Below are 18880 nucleotides of genomic sequence, written 5' to 3' on the forward strand. Positions count from 1 at the left end.
CCGGGCCGGTGCCGGGGCGGCCCCGATCATCGGCATCCCTTGATCATCGGCGGCACCCGATCACCGATAATGCCCGCGTGATCATTGACGACGGGATCTTGTTCCGACGGGCCGCGGAGAAGGACGCCGGCACGCTGGTGCGGCTGTACGACCAGGCCGCCCGCTGGATGCGCAAGCACGGGATCGACCAGTGGAAGCCCGGTGACAAGGACGCCGCCCACTTCCGCGCGCGCATGGGCGACGGCGAGGTGTGGCTCGGCGGCGACTCCGACGGCCGGGTGGTCGGGGCGTACGAGCTGTGGTGGTCCGACGAGGAGGCCTGGGGCGTCCAGCCTCCGGTCGCCGGGTACGTCCACCGCCTGATGGTGGAGCGCGAGGCCGCCCCCGCCGGCGCCGGGCGCCGCCTGCTCGAACATGCCGAGCGGCGGATCGCCAGGACCGGACGGGAGCGGGCGCGGCTGGACTGCGTCTCCACCAACCCCCGGCTGCTCGCGTACTACCGGGGTGCGGGCTACCGGGTGGTCGGGGAGCTCCCCAACAAGGAGGGGAAGGACGGCAGGACCTACGGGGTGATCCTGATGGAGAAGCGGCTGGACGAACTCACCGTCGTTTGAAGACCGAGACGGTGCGGGCGGGGGCCGTGAACTCTCCTGTCGTGGTGTCGTACGCGGACTGCTTGACCGTGGGGTCGGAGCCGGCGGCCTGGACCGGGTGCAGCCGGTAGGCGGTGCCCGCGAGGGCGGGGACGCGCTGGGGCTGGGCGGTGGGGGTGGCGTTGAAGACCACCACCAGGTCGCCCAGGGTCATGGTGATCACGCCCGGGGTCTCGTCCTTGCCCGAGAGGGGGAAGGCCAGCCGCGACTGGACCGTCTCCGCCGTGGTGAGGGCGAACTCCGGCTCGGTGGTGCGGATCTTCATCAGGTCGCGGTGGGCCGCCGCGGTGGCGGTGATGTCCCCGCAGGTGGGGGCCGGTCCCGTCAGGAGCGGCTTCGCGTAGAGCCACTTCGGGGCGTTGTCGGCGGCCGGGGGCAGGCCCCGGCCGAAGCCGTTCCCGCTGCGGCAGTCCCACTGGATCGCGTTGAACCAGTCGCCGCTGTCGTAGGAGTTGCGGTCCAGGGACTTGGAGCGCAGCAGGTCCGTGCCCGCCTGGGAGAGGGACGGGCCCTGCGAGAGGGTGGCCGTCGCCATGGCCAGGACCTGCATGCGGGCCTTGTCCGCGTTGCTCGTGGCCGGCGGGAGCTTGTAGGTCAGGGCGTCGGCGAGGGTCTCGTTGTCGTGGGCGTCGGCGTAGGCGAGGGCGTCGCCGGGGGCGGCCGCGTAGCCGGCCGGGGCCCCGTTGTAGTCCAGCTCGGAGCCCTTGGTGCGGCGGCCGGTGGTGTCGGTGAAGGCGTACGAGGCGAGGTTGCCCGACAGGCCCACCTTGATGAGGTCCTGGGCGTGCAGCAGGCGGGCCCTCTGCTCGGCCGGGGTGCCGTTGGCGGGCGAGGAGTTGGGGCTGGTGAACAGGCCCGAGGCGAAGCCCTGGACGCGCGGGTCCTCGTCGAAGGGGCCGCCGCCGCGGACCGCGTCGCGCGCCCGGTCGGAGAAGGTGGCGATGCCGGTCCCGGCCATGTTCTTCTGCGTGGCCTGCACGAAGCGGGCGTCGTCGGCGATCTCGCCGAAGTTCCAGCCCTCCCCGTAGAGCACGATCTTCTTGCCGTCGACCCCGTCCTTGGCGAGGGTCAGGCCGTCGAGGGCCTTGCGGACGGCCAGGATGTTGGCCTTCGGGTGGTGGCCCATCAGGTCGAAGCGGAAGCCGTCGACCTTGTACTCCTTCGCCCACGTGACGACCGAGTCCACGACGAGCCGGCCCATCATGGCGTTCTCGGGGGCGGTGTTCGCGCAGCAGGTGGAGGTGGCGACGGAGCCGTCGGCCAGCAGCCGCTGGTAGTAGCCGGGGACGATGCGGTCGAGGACGGACTTGTCCGACTGGCCGGCGGCGACGGTGTGGTTGTAGACCACGTCCATCACGGTGCGCAGCCCGGACCCGTTCAGGGACTGCACCATCCTGCGGAACTCGACGGTACGGGCCGTGCCGTTCGGGTCGCTCGCGTAGCTGCCCTCGGGGACGGTGTAGTGCAGCGGGTCGTAGCCCCAGTTGTACGCGTCCTTCGCGGCCGCGGCGGCCACGCAGGCCTGCTGCTCCTGCGAGTCCGGCGCGTACACCGCGAGGTCGCAGGCGGGCTCGGTGCGGTCCGCCGGCTTCTCCGGGATGGTGCCGATGTCGAAGGCCGGGAGGAGGTGGACGTACGAGGTTCCGGCGGTGGCCAGGTCGCGCAGGTGCCGCATGCCCGCCGAGGCGGTGTCGGTGAAGGCGAGGTACTGGCCGGGGTGGGTGCTGGTGCGGTCCGCGACGGAGAAGTCGCGGATGTGCAGCTCCTGGATCTGCGCGGAGGTGAAGGGGACGGGCGCGGGCTTGCGCAGGTCCTTCCAGCCGGGCGGGGCGAGCTTCGGATCGGCGAGGTCCACGGCCAGGCTGTGGGTGGAGTCGGCGGTCAGGGCGGTGGAGTACGGGTCGGTGACGAGGTTGCGAACGATCTGCCCGGTGCTCGGGGCCCAGACGGTGACGGCGTAGCGGTACGGCTTCCCGGTCCAGGAGCGCTCGCCGCGCACCGACCAGACGCCGGTGGCGTCGTCGCGGCGCATGGCGACCGTGCGGCCGTCGAGTTCGAGGGAGACCTGCTGGGCGGTGGGGGCCCAGACGGAGAGGGTGGGGCGGCCGTCCTTGAAGACCGGGCCGAGGGCCGTGGTCGTCGCGTACAGGTCGTCCAGGACGCCGGCGAGCTGGACGCCGGTGGCGGCGAGGACGGCGCCGTTCGCGGCGCGGGCACTGGCGACGAGCTGGCCGCGCAGGGCCTCGCGGACCCGGTCGCGGTCGCGCGGGTCGACGGTGTACGCGGCGTACGCGGCCAGGTGCGGGAACTTCTGCTTCTGGGCGGCGGTGAGCTCGGCCCGGTTCAGCCGCAGCCACCGGGCGGGCCCGGTCAGCGTGCCGTTGTCCGCCTTGACGGCGCCTTCGCGGGAGGCGAGGAGCTGTACGGAGGCGGCGGCCGCGGGGGCGTTCCAGGCGAGCGTGTCGCGGTCGATCCAGACCGCCTGGGACTTGGTGAGGTCCAGGGCGGCGGAGGAGCCGGCGGGCTGCGGCAGGAGGTACTTCTCCTTTCCGCCCAGCATCCAGACCTCGTGGCCGGTGGCCTTCAGGTCCAGGGACTGGTCGGAGGGGAGGTCCTTCTCGTCGCCCTTGTGGAGGATGTAGCTCAGGCTGGTGGCGCCGGCCGCGAGCGGGACCTCGTAGACCGCGCCGTAGGAGTCGGTGCGGGCGGGGAGCAGCGGCTTGGACCAGTCAGTGGGGCTCGCGGCGCCGGTCCAGACGTGCAGGCCCCAGCCGTCGTAGGCGCCGTCGGGGCGCTGGTAGTGCAGGACGGCCTTGGCCTGGTCCTGCGGCGGGTAGGCCGGGCGGTCGGTGCGGGCGGGCTCCTTGCCCTGCTCCAGCCAGATCTCGCCGGTCTTCGTCACGTCGATGGTGCGGTCGGCGGCGACGTCCTTGTTCCCGTCCTTGTCGATGACGAGGTAGCCGACGGAGGAGGCGCCGGGCTTCAGCCTGACGTACGCGAAGGCGCCGTAGGCGTCGCGGCCGGTGAAGCCGTGGCCCTCGGGCCAGGGGGTGGCTTCGCCGTCGGCGAGGTCGCCCCAGGCGTAGAGCCGCCAGTTCGCGTAGTCGCCGTCGGGGCGGTTGTAGTGGACGACGGCGTAGTCGCGCTGGGTGGCGGTGGGGGTCCCGACGGGCGGGGCCTGGCCGGCGGCGGACTCGGCGAGGGCGCTCGCGGTGCGGCCCGCGGCGTCGATCACGACGGCCTTGTAGCGCAGGGCGGTGCCGGCCGGGGCGGTGACGTGCTGGGTGACCTTGTAGGGGGCGTGGTCGGCGGAACCGAGCACCTGCCACTTCTCGTTGCCGCTCTGCGCGGCGAAGACGACCCGGTTCAGGCCGCCGCCGGTGACGTCGGCGGAGAGCTCGACGGTGCCGGTGGCGCCGGGGGCCGGGGCCTTGAGGGTGAGGGCGGGCTTGGCGGTGGGGGCGGCGAGGGGGGCGACGGCCTGGAGGACCACCGAGCCGGAGGCGGGGACGACGACGGTGAGCTTGCCCGCCGCGGAGGCGCGGAGCAGGGCGGTGCCGCCGTAGAGGGTGCGGTACTGGGCGCCGGCCGGGGCGTCGATCTCGACGGTGCGGGACTCGGCTCCGTTGTTGGCGGCGACCAGGTACTCGGTGCGGCTGCGCGCGTCGGTGCGTGCGAAGGCGTAGACGGAGCCGTCGGCGAGGCGCTCGCTCTGGATGCCGTCACGCAGGGCGGGGTGGGCCTTGGTCAGCTTCGCGAGAGCACTGATCTGCTGGTAGAGGGGGTGCTCCGGATCGTAGGCATCGCTCGCATGCGTGCGCGCCGTTCCGAGCTGGTCGTCGTCCAGGTAGTCGGCGGCCTGTGAGGCGAAGAGCGGCTGGCGGGCGTCCTTGTCGCCGCCCGCGCCCGTGAAGCCCTGCTCGTCACCGGAGTAGATCACCGGGTTGCCCCGGGAGAGGAACATCAGCTCGTTGGCCAGCCGGTAGCGGTCCAGCAGCTCCTGCTCCCCCGCGCCCGGCCGGTCCTGCTTCAGGAAGGTGCCGAAGCGGCCCATGTCGTGGTTGCCCAGGAAGGTGACCTGCTCGTAGGCGTTGGCCTTGTCGCTGGTGTACCGGTAGTCGTCGCCCAGGACGGAGGCCAGCCGGCCGGCTCCCGCGCCCTGCGAGGCGTACGCGCGGATCGCGTCCTGCAGCGGGAAGTCGAGGGTGGCGTCGAGGCGGCCGCGCGTCACGTAGGGGGAGGTGACGGCGGTGTCGGCGGAGTAGACCTCGCCGAACATGAAGAAGTCGTCACGGCCGCGCTTCGCCGCGTACTGGTCGAGTGCGGTCGCCCACTGCGTCCAGAACTCGGTGTTGACGTGCTTGACGGTGTCGATCCGGAAGCCGTCGATGCCGAAGTCCTTGACCCACTTCCCGTAGATCTTCTCCATCCCTTCGACGACCTCGGGACGCTCGGTCCACAGGTCGTCGAGGCCGAAGAAGTCTCCCTGGTCGGAGGATTCGCCGGCGAAGGTGGAGTCGCCCCGGTTGTGGTACATCGTCGGGTCGTTGAGCCAGGCGGGGACCTTGAGGTTCTTCTTCGCGTCCGGCACGAAGGGGGTCCTCGGGAAGGACTCCCCGTCGACCTTGGGGAACTTCCCCTTCCCGCCTGCATGGTCGGCGTCGTCGAACGGCACTCCGTCCTTCGTCAGGTACGGGAACGCCCCCTTCGACAGGTACGAGTAGGAGGCCTCCCGGTAGTCGACGACGTCGGCGGTGTGGTTGGTGATGACGTCGAAGAAGACCTTCATCCCCTTCCCGTGCGCCGTGTCGATCAGCCGCTCCAGGTCGGCGTTGGTGCCGAAGTGCGGGTCGACCTGGGTGAAGTCGGTGATCCAGTAGCCGTGGTAGCCGGCGGAGACGTCGTCGCCCTTGCCCTGCACCGGCTGGTTCTTGAAGATCGGCGCCATCCAGATGGCGGTGGTGCCGAGCCCCTTGATGTAGTCCAGCCGGTCGGTGAGCCCCTTGAGGTCGCCGCCCTGGTAGAAGCCCTTGTCCGTCGGGTCCAGGCCGGTTTCCAGGCGGGAGCCGGTCAGGCCGCCCCGGTCGTTGCGCGGGTCGCCGTTGGCGAACCGGTCGGGGAGCACGAAGTAGAACTGATCCCGGGTCAGGTCGTGCCGGGCCGGTTCGGCGGCCAGCTTCGCGTCCGAGGGCGGGGCGGGCGGCTTCGCGGCGGCATCGGCCGCGGCGGGGAGGGCGGGCAGGAGCGTCACGGCCAGGGCGGCGGCGAGCACTCCTGCGGCAGGGCGTATCAAGGCTGGTCTCCTTGTGTACGTGTCGCACGGATGAGGGCCGCCCGGCGGTGGCGGGGAGAGTGGTGCCGGGCGGCCCTGGTCGGTGGAGCGGCGGCTCAGTTGCGCCAGGTGTCGGTCAGCGTGACCTTGCCGCTCGCGGGGACGGTGGCGGTACGGTTCGCGCCGCTCTCCCAGGTGACGTTGCCGGCGGCGTCCTTGCGGACGTACTTGTACGCGAAGGACGTGCCGGCCGGGAGGGTGACGTCGAGCTTCCAGACCGGGTAGGCGGCCGCGTCGAGCTTGGGGGCGGCGGCGGTGTTCCAGCCGCCGAGCTCGGCCCGGTCACCGGTGACGTAGATGTTCTGGCCCGGGACGGTGGTGGCGCTGACGGCGAAGGAGGCTCCGGCGGGTCCGGCCGGGGTGCCCGAGCAGGTCCGGGCGTTCACGTGCAGGGCGAGGGCGGTACCGGCGCCGAGGGTGGCGGTGAACTGCCCGCCCGCGCCCACGGTGACCGCGCGCCCGCTCTGGACGTCGCAGTAGTCGCCGGCGGGAAGGGAGGTCTGGAAGGTGCGGGTGAGGGCCGAGCCCTCGTGGTTGATGGCGACGTACGCCTTGGAGCCGCGCCCGAAGGCGATCTGGTCGCCGCCGTTGTCCCACCAGTTGGTGACGGACTGGCCGCGGGCCGCGTTGCGGAAGCCGACCATGGAGGAGATCTCCCGCCAGGCGTGCTGGCACTTCCAGCCGTCGGCGTAACAGGCGCTCACCGCACCGCCGTTCGGCGGGCCGGCGTCCTTGTCGGTCCACTCGTAGCCGGAGTGCACGTCCGGGGAGCCGTAGGGCCAGGCCAGCATGAAGACGCCGGCGAGGGTGTAGGCGGAACCGTCCTTGTAGCTGAGGGTGTCGCCGACGCGCTCGGTGTCGTGGTTGTCGACGAAGACCCCGGCCTGGCCACTGGGCATGTGGCCCCAGGCCTCGCCGAAGTTCTTCAGGTAGGCGAGGTTCTCGTTCTGGAAGACCCGCTTGAGGTCCCGGGCGTACCGGAACTCCTGCACGTCCCCGGTGCCGAGGTACTCGCTCGGCGAGACGGCCTCGCCGGCGCCGTGTATCGCCTCCTGCTTCCAGTAGACGCCGGGGTTCGTCAGCCGGGACTTGATGTTGGCGAGGTCGGCGGCCGGCATGTGCTTGGCGGCGTCGATCCGGAAGCCGTCGACGCCGAGGGAGAGCAGGTCGTTGAGGTACCCGGCGATCCGGCCCCGCACGTAGTCCTCGCCGGTGTCCAGGTCCGCGAGCTGCACGAGCTCGCAGTTCTGGACGTTGGCACGGTCCTGGTAGTTCGAGATGGTGGCCCGGCAGTCGTCCAGGTCGGAACCGGAGTAGACGCCGGGGTAGTTGTACTTCGTGTACGAACTCCCGCCGGTCCCGGTGCCGTCGCCGGCGGCCATGTGGTTGATGACGGAGTCGGCGACGACCTTCACACCGGCGGCGTGGCAGGTGTCGACCATGGCCTTGAAGGCGGTGCGGTCGCCCAGCCGCCCGGCGATCTTGTAGCTGACGGGCTGGTACGAGGTCCACCACTGGGGCCCCTGGATGTGCTCCTGCGGAGGCGACACCTGCACGTAGCCGTACCCGGCGGGCCCGAGCGCGTTGGTGCAGGCGGCGGCCACGGAGGCGAACTTCCACTCGAAGAGGACGGCGGTGACGTCCTTGTCGCCGGGGGGCGTGGCGGCGGCCTGCGGCCCGAGGGCCGTGAGCGTGGCGGCGGCAAGTGCGGTGGTGGCGAAAAGAGTTGCAGCTCTGACGGCTCTGGCAGGCATGCGGGGGCCTCCTGGCGGAAGAGGTGGGGATTGGAGCGACCGTAGGGGCCAGGTAGGAGCCCTGCAAGAGTTTGCGCAAGAGATTGCAGAATTGTTTCCGAGGCGTGTCCTGTCGGACGGGGCTCCTGGACACCGGCCCCGGCACGGCGAGACCGGTGACAATCACTCGATCCCAATTCCTGCCCAATTACTGCCCATATGGGCTCATCGGGCGCTTCTCGAACCGGACCGGCGCGCTGCGGCGACGCCCCGCGACCACCGCTGTATGCCTGCCGTGACACACGGCGTCTGCGGAAGGCTGGAGACGATGGTCGAGCGAAGGAATTTCCTCATGGCCGGTGCCGCCGGAGGTGCGGCCATGCTCGCGGGGAGCGGTCCGGGAGCACAGGCGCACGCGGATCCGGGTCCCGGCCGTCATCACGGCCACGAACCGGCGCCCGGGGACGCCCCGGTGCCGAAGACCCCTCCGCTGGAGAAGTTCGTCGACCCGCTGCCCACGCCGGAGACGGCCGTCCCGGACACGTCCGCCTATCCGGGCGCCGACTACTACGAGCTCACGATGCGGCCGGGCACCTGGCGATTCCACCGGGACCTCGGGCCGGCGGACGTGTGGGGCTACTGGGCCAGGAACCCGGACGATCGTCACCAGCCGATCGGCATGGGCTATCTCGGGCCGACCATCAGCGTGATCAAGGACCAGCCGACGGTCGTCAAGTACCGCAACAAGCTGCCGACCACGCACCTGTTCCAGTTCGTGATCGACGACATCCGCAGCGGGAACCCCGAGCTCGCCCCGATCGCCCCGCCTCCCTACGAGAGCCAGCCGCCCTTTCCCGACAACGTCAACGTCTGGAACGTCGTGCACCAGCACGGCGGTTTCACACCACCGCAGTCCGACGGCATGCCGCTGCACTCGTTCAGCCCGGACGGCATCCACGCCGAGTCCTACACGACCCTGGATCCGGACCGCGTCAAGCGCAACGAAGCGATCTGCGCGTACACCAACCACGAGCGCGCGTCCATGCTCTGGTACCACGATCACGGCATGGGGATGACCAGCGTCAACGTCTATGCGGGCCTGGCCGGCCTGTACCTCATCCGCGACCCCGCCGACGAGCGGCTCGGGCTGCCGCAAGGCGAATTCGAGGTCCCCCTCATCCTGCAGGACCGGACCTTCCACCCGGACGGCAGACTCGCCTACACCATGACCCAGCAGGAGGGCGAGGACACCCCGGTCGTCAACGGCAAGGCGTACCCCTTCCTGGCCGTGGAGCCGCGGCGCTACCGGCTGCGCATCCTCAACGCCTCGAACGAGCGTTTCTGGCGGCTGAGGTTCGACCCTCCCCGGGACGTGGTGCTCCAGCCCAATCTTCCGTTCTGGCTGATCGGCACCGACGGCGGATTCCGCGCTCCGCTGCAGATGCTGAACTTCCTGATCGGGCCGGCCGAACGGTACGACCTGATCGTCGATTTCAGTCGGCTGCCCATGGGCTCGAAGGTCACGCTGACGAACTACCACGCGCCGGTGCACTACCCCGGCGTGCCCGGCCAGGGACCGGAGATCTCGGAGGTCATGCAGTTCCAGGTCACCAAAGAGCTGTCCGGTGCGGACAGGACCACGCCGCCCGGGAAGCTCAAGCTGCCGGCGGTCGTGCCCAACGAGCCGGAACCGCAGATCCGCCGACGCGAATGGGTCGTGTACCAGCACAAGCTCTTCAGCACCATGACGTTCAACGCGGTGCCCTTCATGGAGCCGTCCCAGGACTTCATCGAGGCGGGCTCGAAGGAGATCTGGGAGTACGTCAATCCCAACCACGACGCCCACCCCATGCACGTCCACCTCGTCAACTTCCAGGTGTTGAACCGGCAGCCGATCGACGCGGCGGCCTACCAGGCGGACTACGAGAAGTGGATCGACGGCGGCCGCAAGGCGGCGGACAAGCCGGTGCTGGCGAGGTACTTCACCGGCCCGCCGATCCCGCCGGACCCGGACGAGGCACTGTCCTACAAGGACACGGTCAAGTCCTATCCGGAGACGGTGACCAGGATCATCACCGACCCGTGGAGCCCGCCGATGGAGCCGATCGCGTCGATTCCGGACAGCGGGACGGAGCTCCCGGCGACGTACGTCCACCACTGCCACCTCCTCGAACACGAGGACGACGACCTGATGCGTCCGTTCACGATCGTCGACCCCGACGCCCCCGACGTGGAACCGGGCGGTGACGGCGGCCACGGCGGCGGCCACGGCCACTGACGGGATCGATCGTCCAGCGGGCTCCCGGCGGGGCGGAACAGGCCCGCACCGCCCCGCCGGGAGGTCTACGGTGCCTGCGCCGTGGAGCCCCTGACCACCAGCTCCGGCTGGAACACGTACTCCGTGCGCTGGACCGGGGTGCCCGAGACCGCCTCCAGGAGGGCGCCCACCGCCGCCGTCGCCATGGCGCGCACCGGCTGGCGGACCGTCGTCAGCGGCGGGTCCGTGAACGCGATCAGCGGGGAGTCGTCGAAGCCGACCACCGACACGTCCTGCGGCACCCGCAGGCCCCGCTCGCGCGCCGCGCGGATGACGCCCAGCGCCATCGGGTCGCTGCCGCACACGATGCCCGTGCAGCCGCGGTCCAGCAGGGCCATGCCCGCCGCGTGGCCGCCCTCCACCGTGAACAGGGTGCGCTGGATCAGGCCTTCCGCCTCGGCCTCCGGCACGGCGGCCAGGAACCCCTGCTCCTTGCGCGCCGACGGCACGTACCGCGTCGGGCCGATCGCCAGACCGATCCTCCGGTGGCCCAGGTCCTCCAGGTGCCGCACGGCCATGTCGGCCGCCGCCCGGTCGTCCGGGGAGACGAAGGGCGCGCTGATCTGCTCGTTGAAGCCGTTGATCAGTACGAAGGGGACCCCGCGCGCGGCGAGCCGCTGGTAGCGGGACGGGTCCGCGTGGGAGTCCGCGTGCAGGCCCGACAGGAAGACCATCCCCGTGACGCCGCGCTCCTCCAGCTGCTCCACCAGCTCGTCCTCGGTGGCCCCGCCCGGGGTCTGCGTGCACAGCACCGGCGTGTATCCGTGCCCGGCCAGCGCCTGCTCTATGACCTGCGCGAAGGCCGGGAAGATCGGGTTGGTGAGCTCCGGGATCAGCAGCCCGACCAGGCCGTTGCTGCGTCGCTTGAGCCGTGCGGGCCGCTCGTAGCCCAGCAGGTCGAGGGCGGCCAGCACCTTGTGCCGGGTGCCGGCCGCGACGCCCGCCTTGCCGTTGAGCACGCGGCTGACGGTCGCCTCGCTGACCTGGGCCTGCGCGGCGATGTCCGTGAGCCGGAGGGGGGAGGTCACCCCGACGTCACCTGCCACCACACCGTGGTGTCGGCCGGCAGCACGCCGTCCGCGACCGCCTCGCCGCTGGACAGCAGGGCCTCGCCGGCGACGGGGAACCGTACCGCCGTGCCGGTGGTGTTGGCGGTGCAGAGGAAGTCCCCGCGGCGGAAGACCAGAACGCCGGCGGGAGCCTCCTGCCAGTCCACCGACTCGCCCGCGCCCAGGTCGTCGCGCTCGCGGCGCAGCCGCAGGGCGGCCCGGTACAGCTCCAGGGTGGAGGACGGGTCGCCGGTCTGCGCCTCCACGCTCAGCTCCGCCCAGGAGTCCGGCTGCGGGAGCCAGCTGCCGCCGGTGCCGAAGCCGTACGGGGCCTGCGTACCCGACCACGGGATGGGGACCCGGCAGCCGTCGCGGAAGCCGTCCTGTCCCGCCGCGCGGAAGAACGACGGGTCCTGGCGGACCTCGTCCGGCAGGTCGGTGACGTCGGGCAGGCCGAGCTCCTCGCCCTGGTAGACGTACGCCGAACCGGGCAGCGCCAGCATCAGCAGGCTCGCCGCGCGGGCCCGCCGCAGACCGAGCTCGCGGTCGCCGGGCTCGCGCAGCTGGGTGCCGAGGCCGGCGGGGTTGGCGAAGCGGGTGGCGTGCCGGGTGACGTCGTGGTTGGACAGCACCCAGGTGGTGGGGGCGCCGACGGGGCGCATCGCGGCCAGCGAGCCGTCGATGACCTCGCGGAGCGCGGTCGCCTCCCAGTCGCTGGTCAGGTACTGGAAGTTGAACGCCTGCTGCATCTCGTCCGGGCGGACGTAGCGGGCCGTGCGTTCGACGGTCGGGGTCCATGCCTCGGCGACCAGGACGCGGTCGCCCTCGTACTCGTCGAGGATCCGGCGCCAGGAGCGGTATATCTCGTGGACGCCGTCCTGGTCGAAGAAGGGCATGACGTCGTTGCCGAGCAGCTTGAGCTGGTCCTTGCCACCGAGGTCGGGCAGGCCGGGCGCCTTGACCAGGCCGTGGGCCACGTCGACGCGGAAACCGTCGGCGCCGAGGTCGAGCCAGAAGCGCAGGATCGAGCGGAACTCGTCCCGGACGGCCGGGTGCTCCCAGTTGAAGTCGGGCTGCTCGGGTGCGAAGAGGTGCAGGTACCACTCCCCGTCCGCGATCCGGGTCCAGGCGGGCCCGCCGAAGATCGACTCCCAGTCGTTGGGCGGCAGTTCGCCGTTCTCACCCTTGCCGGGACGGAAGTGGAAGCGCTCCCGCAGCCGGGACCCGGGGCCTTCGCGCAGTGCCTGCTTGAACCATTCGTGCTGGTCGGAGCAGTGGTTCGGGACGAGGTCGACGATGATGCGCAGGCCCAGTTCGTGGGCCTCGCGGATCACGGCGTCGGCGTCGTGCAGGGTGCCGAACATCGGGTCGATGGCCCGGTAGTCGGCGACGTCGTAGCCCGCGTCCGCCTGCGGGGAGGCGTAGAAGGGGCTGAGCCAGACGGCGTCGACGCCCAGCTCCTTGAGGTAGGGCAGGCGGCTGCGGATGCCTTCGAGGTCCCCCATGCCGTCCCCGTTGGAGTCGGCGAAGCTGCGCGGATAGACCTGGTAGATCACCGCGTCTCTCCACCAGCCGGGCAGGGTGCCGGTGGAGGTGGGAAGTGCGTCGGCGAGGTGCTGGGTCATGTCGTCCTTGGAGAGGTCGGGGCGGTGATGCGGGAGCAGGCGGGTGGTCAGCCCTTGGTGGCGCCTGCGGTCATTCCGGCGACGAGGTGACGCTGGGCGAAAACGAAGAAGATCGCCGCGGGGATGGCGATGAGGACTGAGGCGGCGCTCATCGCACCCCAGTTGGAGGTGTACTGCGTGACGAAGGTCTGCAGTCCGCCGGCCAGGGTGAGGTTCTCCTCGCCGACCATGAAGGCGGAGGCGTACGCGACTTCGCCCCAGGCGGTGATGAAGGCGTAGAAGCCGGTGACGGCGAGGCCGGGCTTGGCCAGCGGCAGGATCAGCCGCCAGAAGGTGCCGAAGGGGTTGAGCCCGTCGACCCGGCCGGATTCGTCGATCTCCACCGGGATGGTGTCGAAGAAGCCCTTCATCATCCAGGCGCAGAACGGCACGGCGATGGTGAGGTAGGTGATGATCAGGCCGACCGGCTGGTTGAGCAGGCCGAGGTCGCCCATCAGGTTGTAGAGCGGCACGATGAGGATCGCCATGGGGAACATCTGCGTGATGAGCAGGGTCCACATGAGCGGCTTCATGCCGGGGAACTTGAAGCGGCTGACCGCGTATCCGGTGGTGGCGGCGATGAACACACCGAGGACGGTGGTGACGCCGGCGACCAGGACGGAGTTCCCGAACCAGCTGAGGAAGTGGCTCGACTCCAGCAGGTACGTGTAGTTGCCGAGGGACGGTTCCTTGATGAAGTCCGTGGTGACCGCGTGCTCGGCGGGCTTGAGCGAGGTCAGCAGGATCCACAGCACCGGGAACACGGCGATGACGGACGCGCCGAGCAGGGTGAGGTGCAGGCCGACGGAGGCGAGCGGGGCGCGGGCGCCCCGAGTGCGGGTGGTCATGGTCACCACACCTCTCCCTGCTTGCGCAGCGAGCGCCGGTAGACCAGCGCGAAGATCATGAGCAGGGCGAGGATCAGTACGCCCCAGGTCGCGGAGCCGGCGAAGTCGCGCGGGCTCGCGACGAACGCCTCGCGGAAGGCCTGCGTCACCAGGATCTCGGTGGAGTCACCGGGTCCGCCGCGGGTGAGCAGGAAGATCACCGGGAACATGTTGAAGGTCCAGATGGTGGAGAGCAGGATCACCGTCATGCTCACCGCGCGCAGCCCGGGCAGCGTGATGTGCCGGAAGCGCTGCCAGGCGCTCGCGCCGTCCATCTCGGCGGCCTCGTAGAGCTCACCGGGGATGGACTGCAGTCCGCCGAGCAGGGCGACCATCATGAACGGGACGCCGAGCCAGACGTTGACGGCGACGACCGAGAACTTGGCCCAGGTCGGGTCGTCGAGCCACGGGATCGCGGCGATGCCGCCGCCGTCGAGGATCTTGTTGAGGATGCCGTTGTCGCGGTTGAACAGGAACCGCCACGCGAAGACCGAGACGAAGCCGGGGACGGCCCAGGGCAGGATCAGCGCCATCCGGTATGCGGCGCGGCCCCGGAAGTCCCGGTTGAGCATGTTGGCCAGGACCAGGCCGAGCGTGAAGGTGATCGACACGCACGCGACGGTCCACACCACCGTCCACACCAGCCGCTGCAGGAACACCGGGTCGCTGAGCACGGCCGCGTAGTTGTCGAGTCCGACGAACTCGTACGTGGCCTCGATGTGGCGGGCGCCGATGGTGCGCGAGACGTTGCGCTCGTTGGCGTCGGTCAGCGACAGGTAGATGCCGCGGACCAGCGGCCAGCCGATGATCACGCCGAGGACGAGCACCACCGGGGCGATCATCGTCCAGGCGTACCAGTGGGTGGCGAGGGCGCGCCCCAGTCCCCCCTTGGTCCCACCGGGGGCCTTGCTGTCAGTCCTGCGGCTCAGGCCGCGGGCGGCGGCGTCGTTCTCGACGTCGTCGCCCGCGGCCTTCGCCACCGACTGGCTGGTGTGAGCAGCCATGGTTTCGTTACTTCCAGCCCTTGAGGATCTTGCGGAACTCGACGCCGGCCGTCTTGGCCGCGTCCTCCGGGCTCGACGCCCCGGTGATCGCCTTGGTGTATTCGACCTTCAGCGGCTCGAAGAGGGAGCCGTTCTCCGGGATCCAGGCGCGCTCGACGGCCTTGTCCACGGCCGGCTTGAAGAACTGGACCATCTCGCTGCCCTTGACGTCCGGCTGCTCGTAGGCGGCGGTACGGGTCGGCAGCAGGCTCAGGTCCTTGGCGGACTGCACCTGGACCTCCTGCGAGGTCATGTACTCGACGAAGGCGTGCGCGGCGGCGCGGTTCTTGGAACCGGCGTAGACGCCGAGGTCGTGGCCGCCCTGCGGGGCGCCGGCCTTGACGGAGCCGGCCGGGACGGCGGCGACGCCGAGGTTGGCCTTGTCCTTGAACTGGTCACCGGCGTAGGTGTCGGCGACGGCCCACGGACCGTTGATCATCATGGCGGCCTCGCCGGACTTGAAGGCCGTCTGCATGTTGGTGTAGCCGTCCGTGGCGTTGGTGACCGCCGCGCCGGAGGTGACCAGGTCACGAGCGGTCTTGAAGGCCTTGACGCCCGCCGCGTTGTCGACGGTGACCGTCTTGTTCTTCGCGTCGACCAGGTCGCCGCCCTCGCCGTAGATCAGGGGGAGGAACCAGTAGGAGTCGTCGCCGCGCAGGTAGAGGCCGGCCTTGCCGGACTTCGCCTTGATCGCGGCGGCGGTGCTCTTCAGCTCCTCCAGCGTCTTGGGGGGCTGGACGCCGGCGTCAGCGAGCATCTTCTTGTTGTAGAAGAGGCCGAGGGTGTCGATGACCTGCGGCACGGCGTAGGTCTTGCCCTCGTACTTGCCGCTGGCCGCGGCCTGCGGCAGGAACTCGGCGTCGACCTTCTTCGCCGTCTCGGCCGGGACCTCGTCGAGGTAGCCCAGCGAGGCGAAGTCCGCGACCCAGCCGACATCGGCGCGGATCACGTCAGGCGCGTCGGAGCCGCTGCTGAAGGCGTTCTTGACCTTGTTCTGCGCATCGCCGTACGGAACGTTGACGTACTTGACGGTCACCTTCGGGTGCTTCGCGGTGAACGCCTCGGCGATCTTCTGGAAGCTGGCCTTCTCGGCGTCGTTCGAGGTGTCCCACCACGTGACCGTGCCGGAAAGCTCGCCGCCGGCGTTGGTCCCGCCGTCGTCCTTGGTGTCACCGCCGCAAGCCGTCGCCGCGAGCGCCAGGGTCGCGACCAGCGCGGTGGCCGCTATGCCACGCCGCATATGAACTCCTTCGATGATCCCGGCCGCGCCCTCGCGGTCCCGAGTTGCCAGGAACGTAACAAGACTGAAAGAGGACCGAAAGACCTTGCGCAAACTTTCTGCAAGCGGAGGCGATCGTTACATCCGTGTGTCCGTACGGTTGCCGCAGCTTGCTGTTAGTTCGAGTCACCTTCGACTGCCCGGGCCCGCAACCAGGGGGCGTGTATCCGCGTTGACCCCGATATGACCCACGAGTCGACGGCCGTCCAGCTTGCAAGCTCTTCCAGCAACGCGACCGCGAGGGGTGGCTGGTGGCGCGATGCAGTCATCTATCAGGTGTACGTGCGCTCCTTCGCCGACAGCGACGGCGACGGCGTCGGCGACCTGCGCGGGGTCCGCTCCCGCCTCCCCCACCTCGCCCGCCTCGGGGTCGACGCCGTGTGGCTCACCCCCTTCTACGTCTCCCCGCAGGCGGACGGCGGCTACGACGTCGTCGACTACCGGGCCGTCGACCCGCTCTTCGGGGACCTCTCCGACGCCGACGAGCTCGTCCGCGCCGCGCACGAGCAGGGGCTGCGGGTCATCGTGGACGTGGTGCCGAACCACACCTCCGCGCAGCACCCGTGGTTCCGCGCCGCCCTCGCCGGGGATCCGGCGGCGCGGGCGCGCTACCTCTTCCGCCCGGGGCGGGGGGCCGACGGCTCGGAGCCCCCGAACGACTGGGAGTCGATCTTCGGCGGCCCGGCCTGGACCCGGGTCGCGGCGCCGGCAGGCGATGGGGGCACCTCCCAGCCGGAGGCTGGGGGAGAGTGGTACCTGCACCTCTTCGCCCCCGAGCAGCCGGACCTGGACTGGGACCACCCGGAGGTCGCCGCCGAATTCGCGTCCGTCCTGCGGTTCTGGCTCGACCTCGGCGTCGACGGCTTCCGCGTCGACGTGGCCCACGGCATGGTCAAGGCCGCGGGCCTGCCGGACATCGGCCGCGGCGCGCAGGCCACCCTGATCGGGACCGAACCGCTCCCCTTCTTCGACCAGGACGGGGTCCACGAGATCCATCGCGGGTGGCGCCGGCTCCTGGACTCCTACGAGGGCGACCGCATCGGCGTCGCCGAGGCCTGGGCTCCCACCTCCGAGCGCCTCGCCCTGTACGTCCGCCCCGACGAACTCCACCAGGCCTTCAACTTCCGCTTCCTCAATTGCCCGTGGGACCCCGCCGCGATGCGCACCGTCATCGACGAGTCACTGGCCGCCACCACCTCGGTCGGCGCCCCGACGACGTGGGTGCTGTCCAACCACGACGTCGTACGCCATGTGACCCGGTACGGGGGCGGAGCCCGCGGCCTGGCCCGGGCCCGGGCCGCCGCCCTGCTGATGCTGGCCCTCCCCGGCTCGGCGTACCTCTACCAGGGCGAGGAACTCGGCCTCCCGGAGGTCCTGGACCTCCCGGACGAATCCCGCCGCGACCCGGCCTTCCGCCGCGGGCGCCGCCGGCAGATCCCCGGGGCCGAGCCCGAGCTCGCCCCGGGAACCGGGCCAGCCGCATCTCCGCTCAGCGGAGCCGCGCCGCCGGCCGAGCCCGCTGCCGGCCCGGGGGGCGTGCCCGGAGCCCCCGCCGGAACCGGCGTCCAGGCCGAGCCGCAGGCCGGAACCGGCCCCGCCGCTGCCACCGCCACGCACGCGGCCACGAGCCGGACCGCGTCCGTGTCCGCACCCGTGCCGCAGGCACAGTCCCCCGCCGGACCGATCGTCGAGCAGCGGGTGGTATCCGAACCCGCCGCCGGAACCGGCGTCCACGCCGGGCAGCAGGCCGGGGCGGGCACCGGCCCCATCGCTCCCGTGCAAGCGGCCACGAGCCGGACCGCGTCCGTATCGGCACCCGCGCCGCAGGCACAGTCCCCCGCAGGGCCGGGTCCGACGGCACAGGCCGGACGCACCGACGGGCCGCAGGCCAACGTGGTCACCGGGCCGGAGGCCGGGGCAGGCACCGGGCCCGAGGCCGGGGCAGGCACCGGGCCCGAAGCCGGGGCAGGCACCGGGCCCGAAGCCGGGGCAGGCACCGGACCGCAGGCCGGGGCAGGCACCGGACCGCAGGCCGGGGCAGGCGTCGGGCCCGAGGCCGGGGCAGGCACCGGACCCGAAGCCAGGGCAGGCACCGGACCGCAGGCCGGGGCAGGCACCGGACCGCAGGCCGGGGCAGGCACCGGACCGCAGGCCGGGGCAGGCACCGGACCGCAGGCCGGGGCAGGCACCGGACCGCAGGCCGGGGCAGGCACCGGACCGCAGGCCGGGGCAGGCACCGGACCGCAGGCCGGGGCAGGCACCGGACCGCAGGCCGGGGCAGGCACCGGGCCCGAAGCCAGGAGGGGTCCCGGGCCGCGGGCCCGAGTAGGTGCCGGGCCGGAGGCCGAGCCGCAGACCGGGCCGGAGGCCCACGCGCAGGCGGGTGCCGGGCCGCAGGCCGGAGTAGGCGTCGGGCCAGGAGTCGATCTGCGGTCCGGGCCGGAGGCCGACGGGCAGGAGGGGTTGCGGGACGGGTGTCGGGTGCCGATTCCCTGGTGCGGCGCGGAGCCGCCGTACGGCTTCGGGCCGACCGGGAGCTGGCTCCCGCAGCCGGCCGGCTGGGGCGGTCTCACCGTCGCCGCCCAGACCGGCGACCCGCACTCCACCCTGGAGCTCTACCGCGCCGCCCTGGAACTGCGCCGGGCGATGCCCGGCCTCGGCGCCCCGGAGGCGGGCACCGGTCCCGCCGCCGAAGCCCCGTACCTCTCCGGGATGCGCTGGCTGCCCGCACCCGAGGGAGTGCTCCTCTTCACCCGCCCCGGTTTCGCCTGCACCCTCAACAGCCGCCCCGACCCGGTCGAACTTCCCGCGCCCGGACGTCCCGTACTCTCCAGCTCCCCCGTGGAGACGGACGGCCGCACCGTCCGCCTTCCGCCGGATTCGTGCACGTGGTGGGCAATTTGAGTGTCCGCCCGGTACAGTC

At 71.4% G+C, this 18880-nt stretch carries 10 protein-coding genes; 3 read left to right on the forward strand and 7 right to left on the reverse strand.

Annotated elements, in window-relative coordinates:
* Positions 1 to 77: 77 nt before the first annotated feature.
* Entirely contained in the window at positions 78 to 614 is a 537-nt protein-coding gene (locus OG332_RS13050) for a GNAT family N-acetyltransferase (RefSeq protein ID WP_327413618.1), read from the forward strand.
* Here the strand turns inward: OG332_RS13050 and pulA are convergent.
* Both pulA and OG332_RS13060 read right to left on the reverse strand, forming a co-directional pair.
* Positions 601 to 5946 (reverse strand): pullulanase-type alpha-1,6-glucosidase, encoded by a 5346-nt coding sequence (pulA, locus tag OG332_RS13055; RefSeq protein ID WP_327413619.1) that lies wholly within the window; start codon positions 5944 to 5946, stop codon positions 601 to 603. The two genes, OG332_RS13050 and pulA, sit on opposite strands and share 14 nt — an antisense overlap.
* 95 nt (positions 5947 to 6041) lie before the next feature.
* On the reverse strand, positions 6042 to 7739 hold the full coding sequence (locus tag OG332_RS13060; RefSeq protein ID WP_327413620.1) for a carbohydrate-binding module family 20 domain-containing protein: 1698 nt from the start codon (positions 7737 to 7739) through the stop codon (positions 6042 to 6044).
* Positions 7740 to 8190: 451 nt separating this feature from the next.
* Between OG332_RS13060 and OG332_RS13065 the strand changes: the two genes are divergently transcribed.
* A complete protein-coding gene (locus tag OG332_RS13065) occupies positions 8191 to 9996 on the forward strand; it encodes a multicopper oxidase family protein (RefSeq protein WP_327413621.1) in 1806 nt (601 codons plus the stop codon).
* A gap of 65 nt (positions 9997 to 10061) precedes the next feature.
* Here OG332_RS13065 and OG332_RS13070 read toward each other — a convergent pair whose 3' ends face one another.
* From OG332_RS13070 to OG332_RS13090, 5 genes are read right to left on the reverse strand one after another with little or no spacing between them, the layout of a single operon-like run.
* Positions 10062 to 11063, reverse strand: coding sequence for a LacI family DNA-binding transcriptional regulator (locus OG332_RS13070; RefSeq protein ID WP_327413622.1), 1002 nt, complete (start codon positions 11061 to 11063; stop codon positions 10062 to 10064).
* Positions 11060 to 12709: a glycoside hydrolase family 13 protein gene (locus OG332_RS13075; RefSeq protein ID WP_327413623.1), complete on the reverse strand. Its 1650-nt coding sequence runs from the start codon at positions 12707 to 12709 to the stop codon at positions 11060 to 11062. The genes OG332_RS13070 and OG332_RS13075 overlap by 4 nt, the downstream gene beginning before the upstream one ends.
* A gap of 47 nt (positions 12710 to 12756) precedes the next feature.
* Positions 12757 to 13596 carry a sugar ABC transporter permease gene (locus OG332_RS13080; protein WP_327413624.1) on the reverse strand — a complete coding sequence of 280 codons (840 nt, stop codon included), beginning with the start codon at positions 13594 to 13596 and terminating at the stop codon, positions 12757 to 12759.
* 2 nt (positions 13597 to 13598) lie between these two features.
* The gene (locus OG332_RS13085) at positions 13599 to 14639 is read right to left on the reverse strand and encodes a carbohydrate ABC transporter permease (protein ID WP_327413625.1); all 1041 of its coding nucleotides are present in this window, start codon (positions 14637 to 14639) and stop codon (positions 13599 to 13601) included.
* Between the two features lie 7 nt (positions 14640 to 14646).
* On the reverse strand, positions 14647 to 15918 hold the full coding sequence (locus OG332_RS13090; RefSeq protein ID WP_327413626.1) for an extracellular solute-binding protein: 1272 nt from the start codon (positions 15916 to 15918) through the stop codon (positions 14647 to 14649).
* Positions 15919 to 16140: 222 nt separating this feature from the next.
* On the opposite strand from OG332_RS13090, the gene OG332_RS13095 reads away from it, so the two are divergent.
* Complete coding sequence (locus tag OG332_RS13095) at positions 16141 to 18861, forward strand: alpha-amylase family glycosyl hydrolase (protein WP_327413627.1); 2721 nt, start codon at positions 16141 to 16143, stop codon at positions 18859 to 18861.
* Positions 18862 to 18880 lie beyond the last annotated feature (19 nt).

It is taken from the genome of Streptomyces sp. NBC_01233 (assembly GCF_035989305.1).
In the GTDB taxonomy this organism is placed as follows: domain Bacteria; phylum Actinomycetota; class Actinomycetes; order Streptomycetales; family Streptomycetaceae; genus Streptomyces.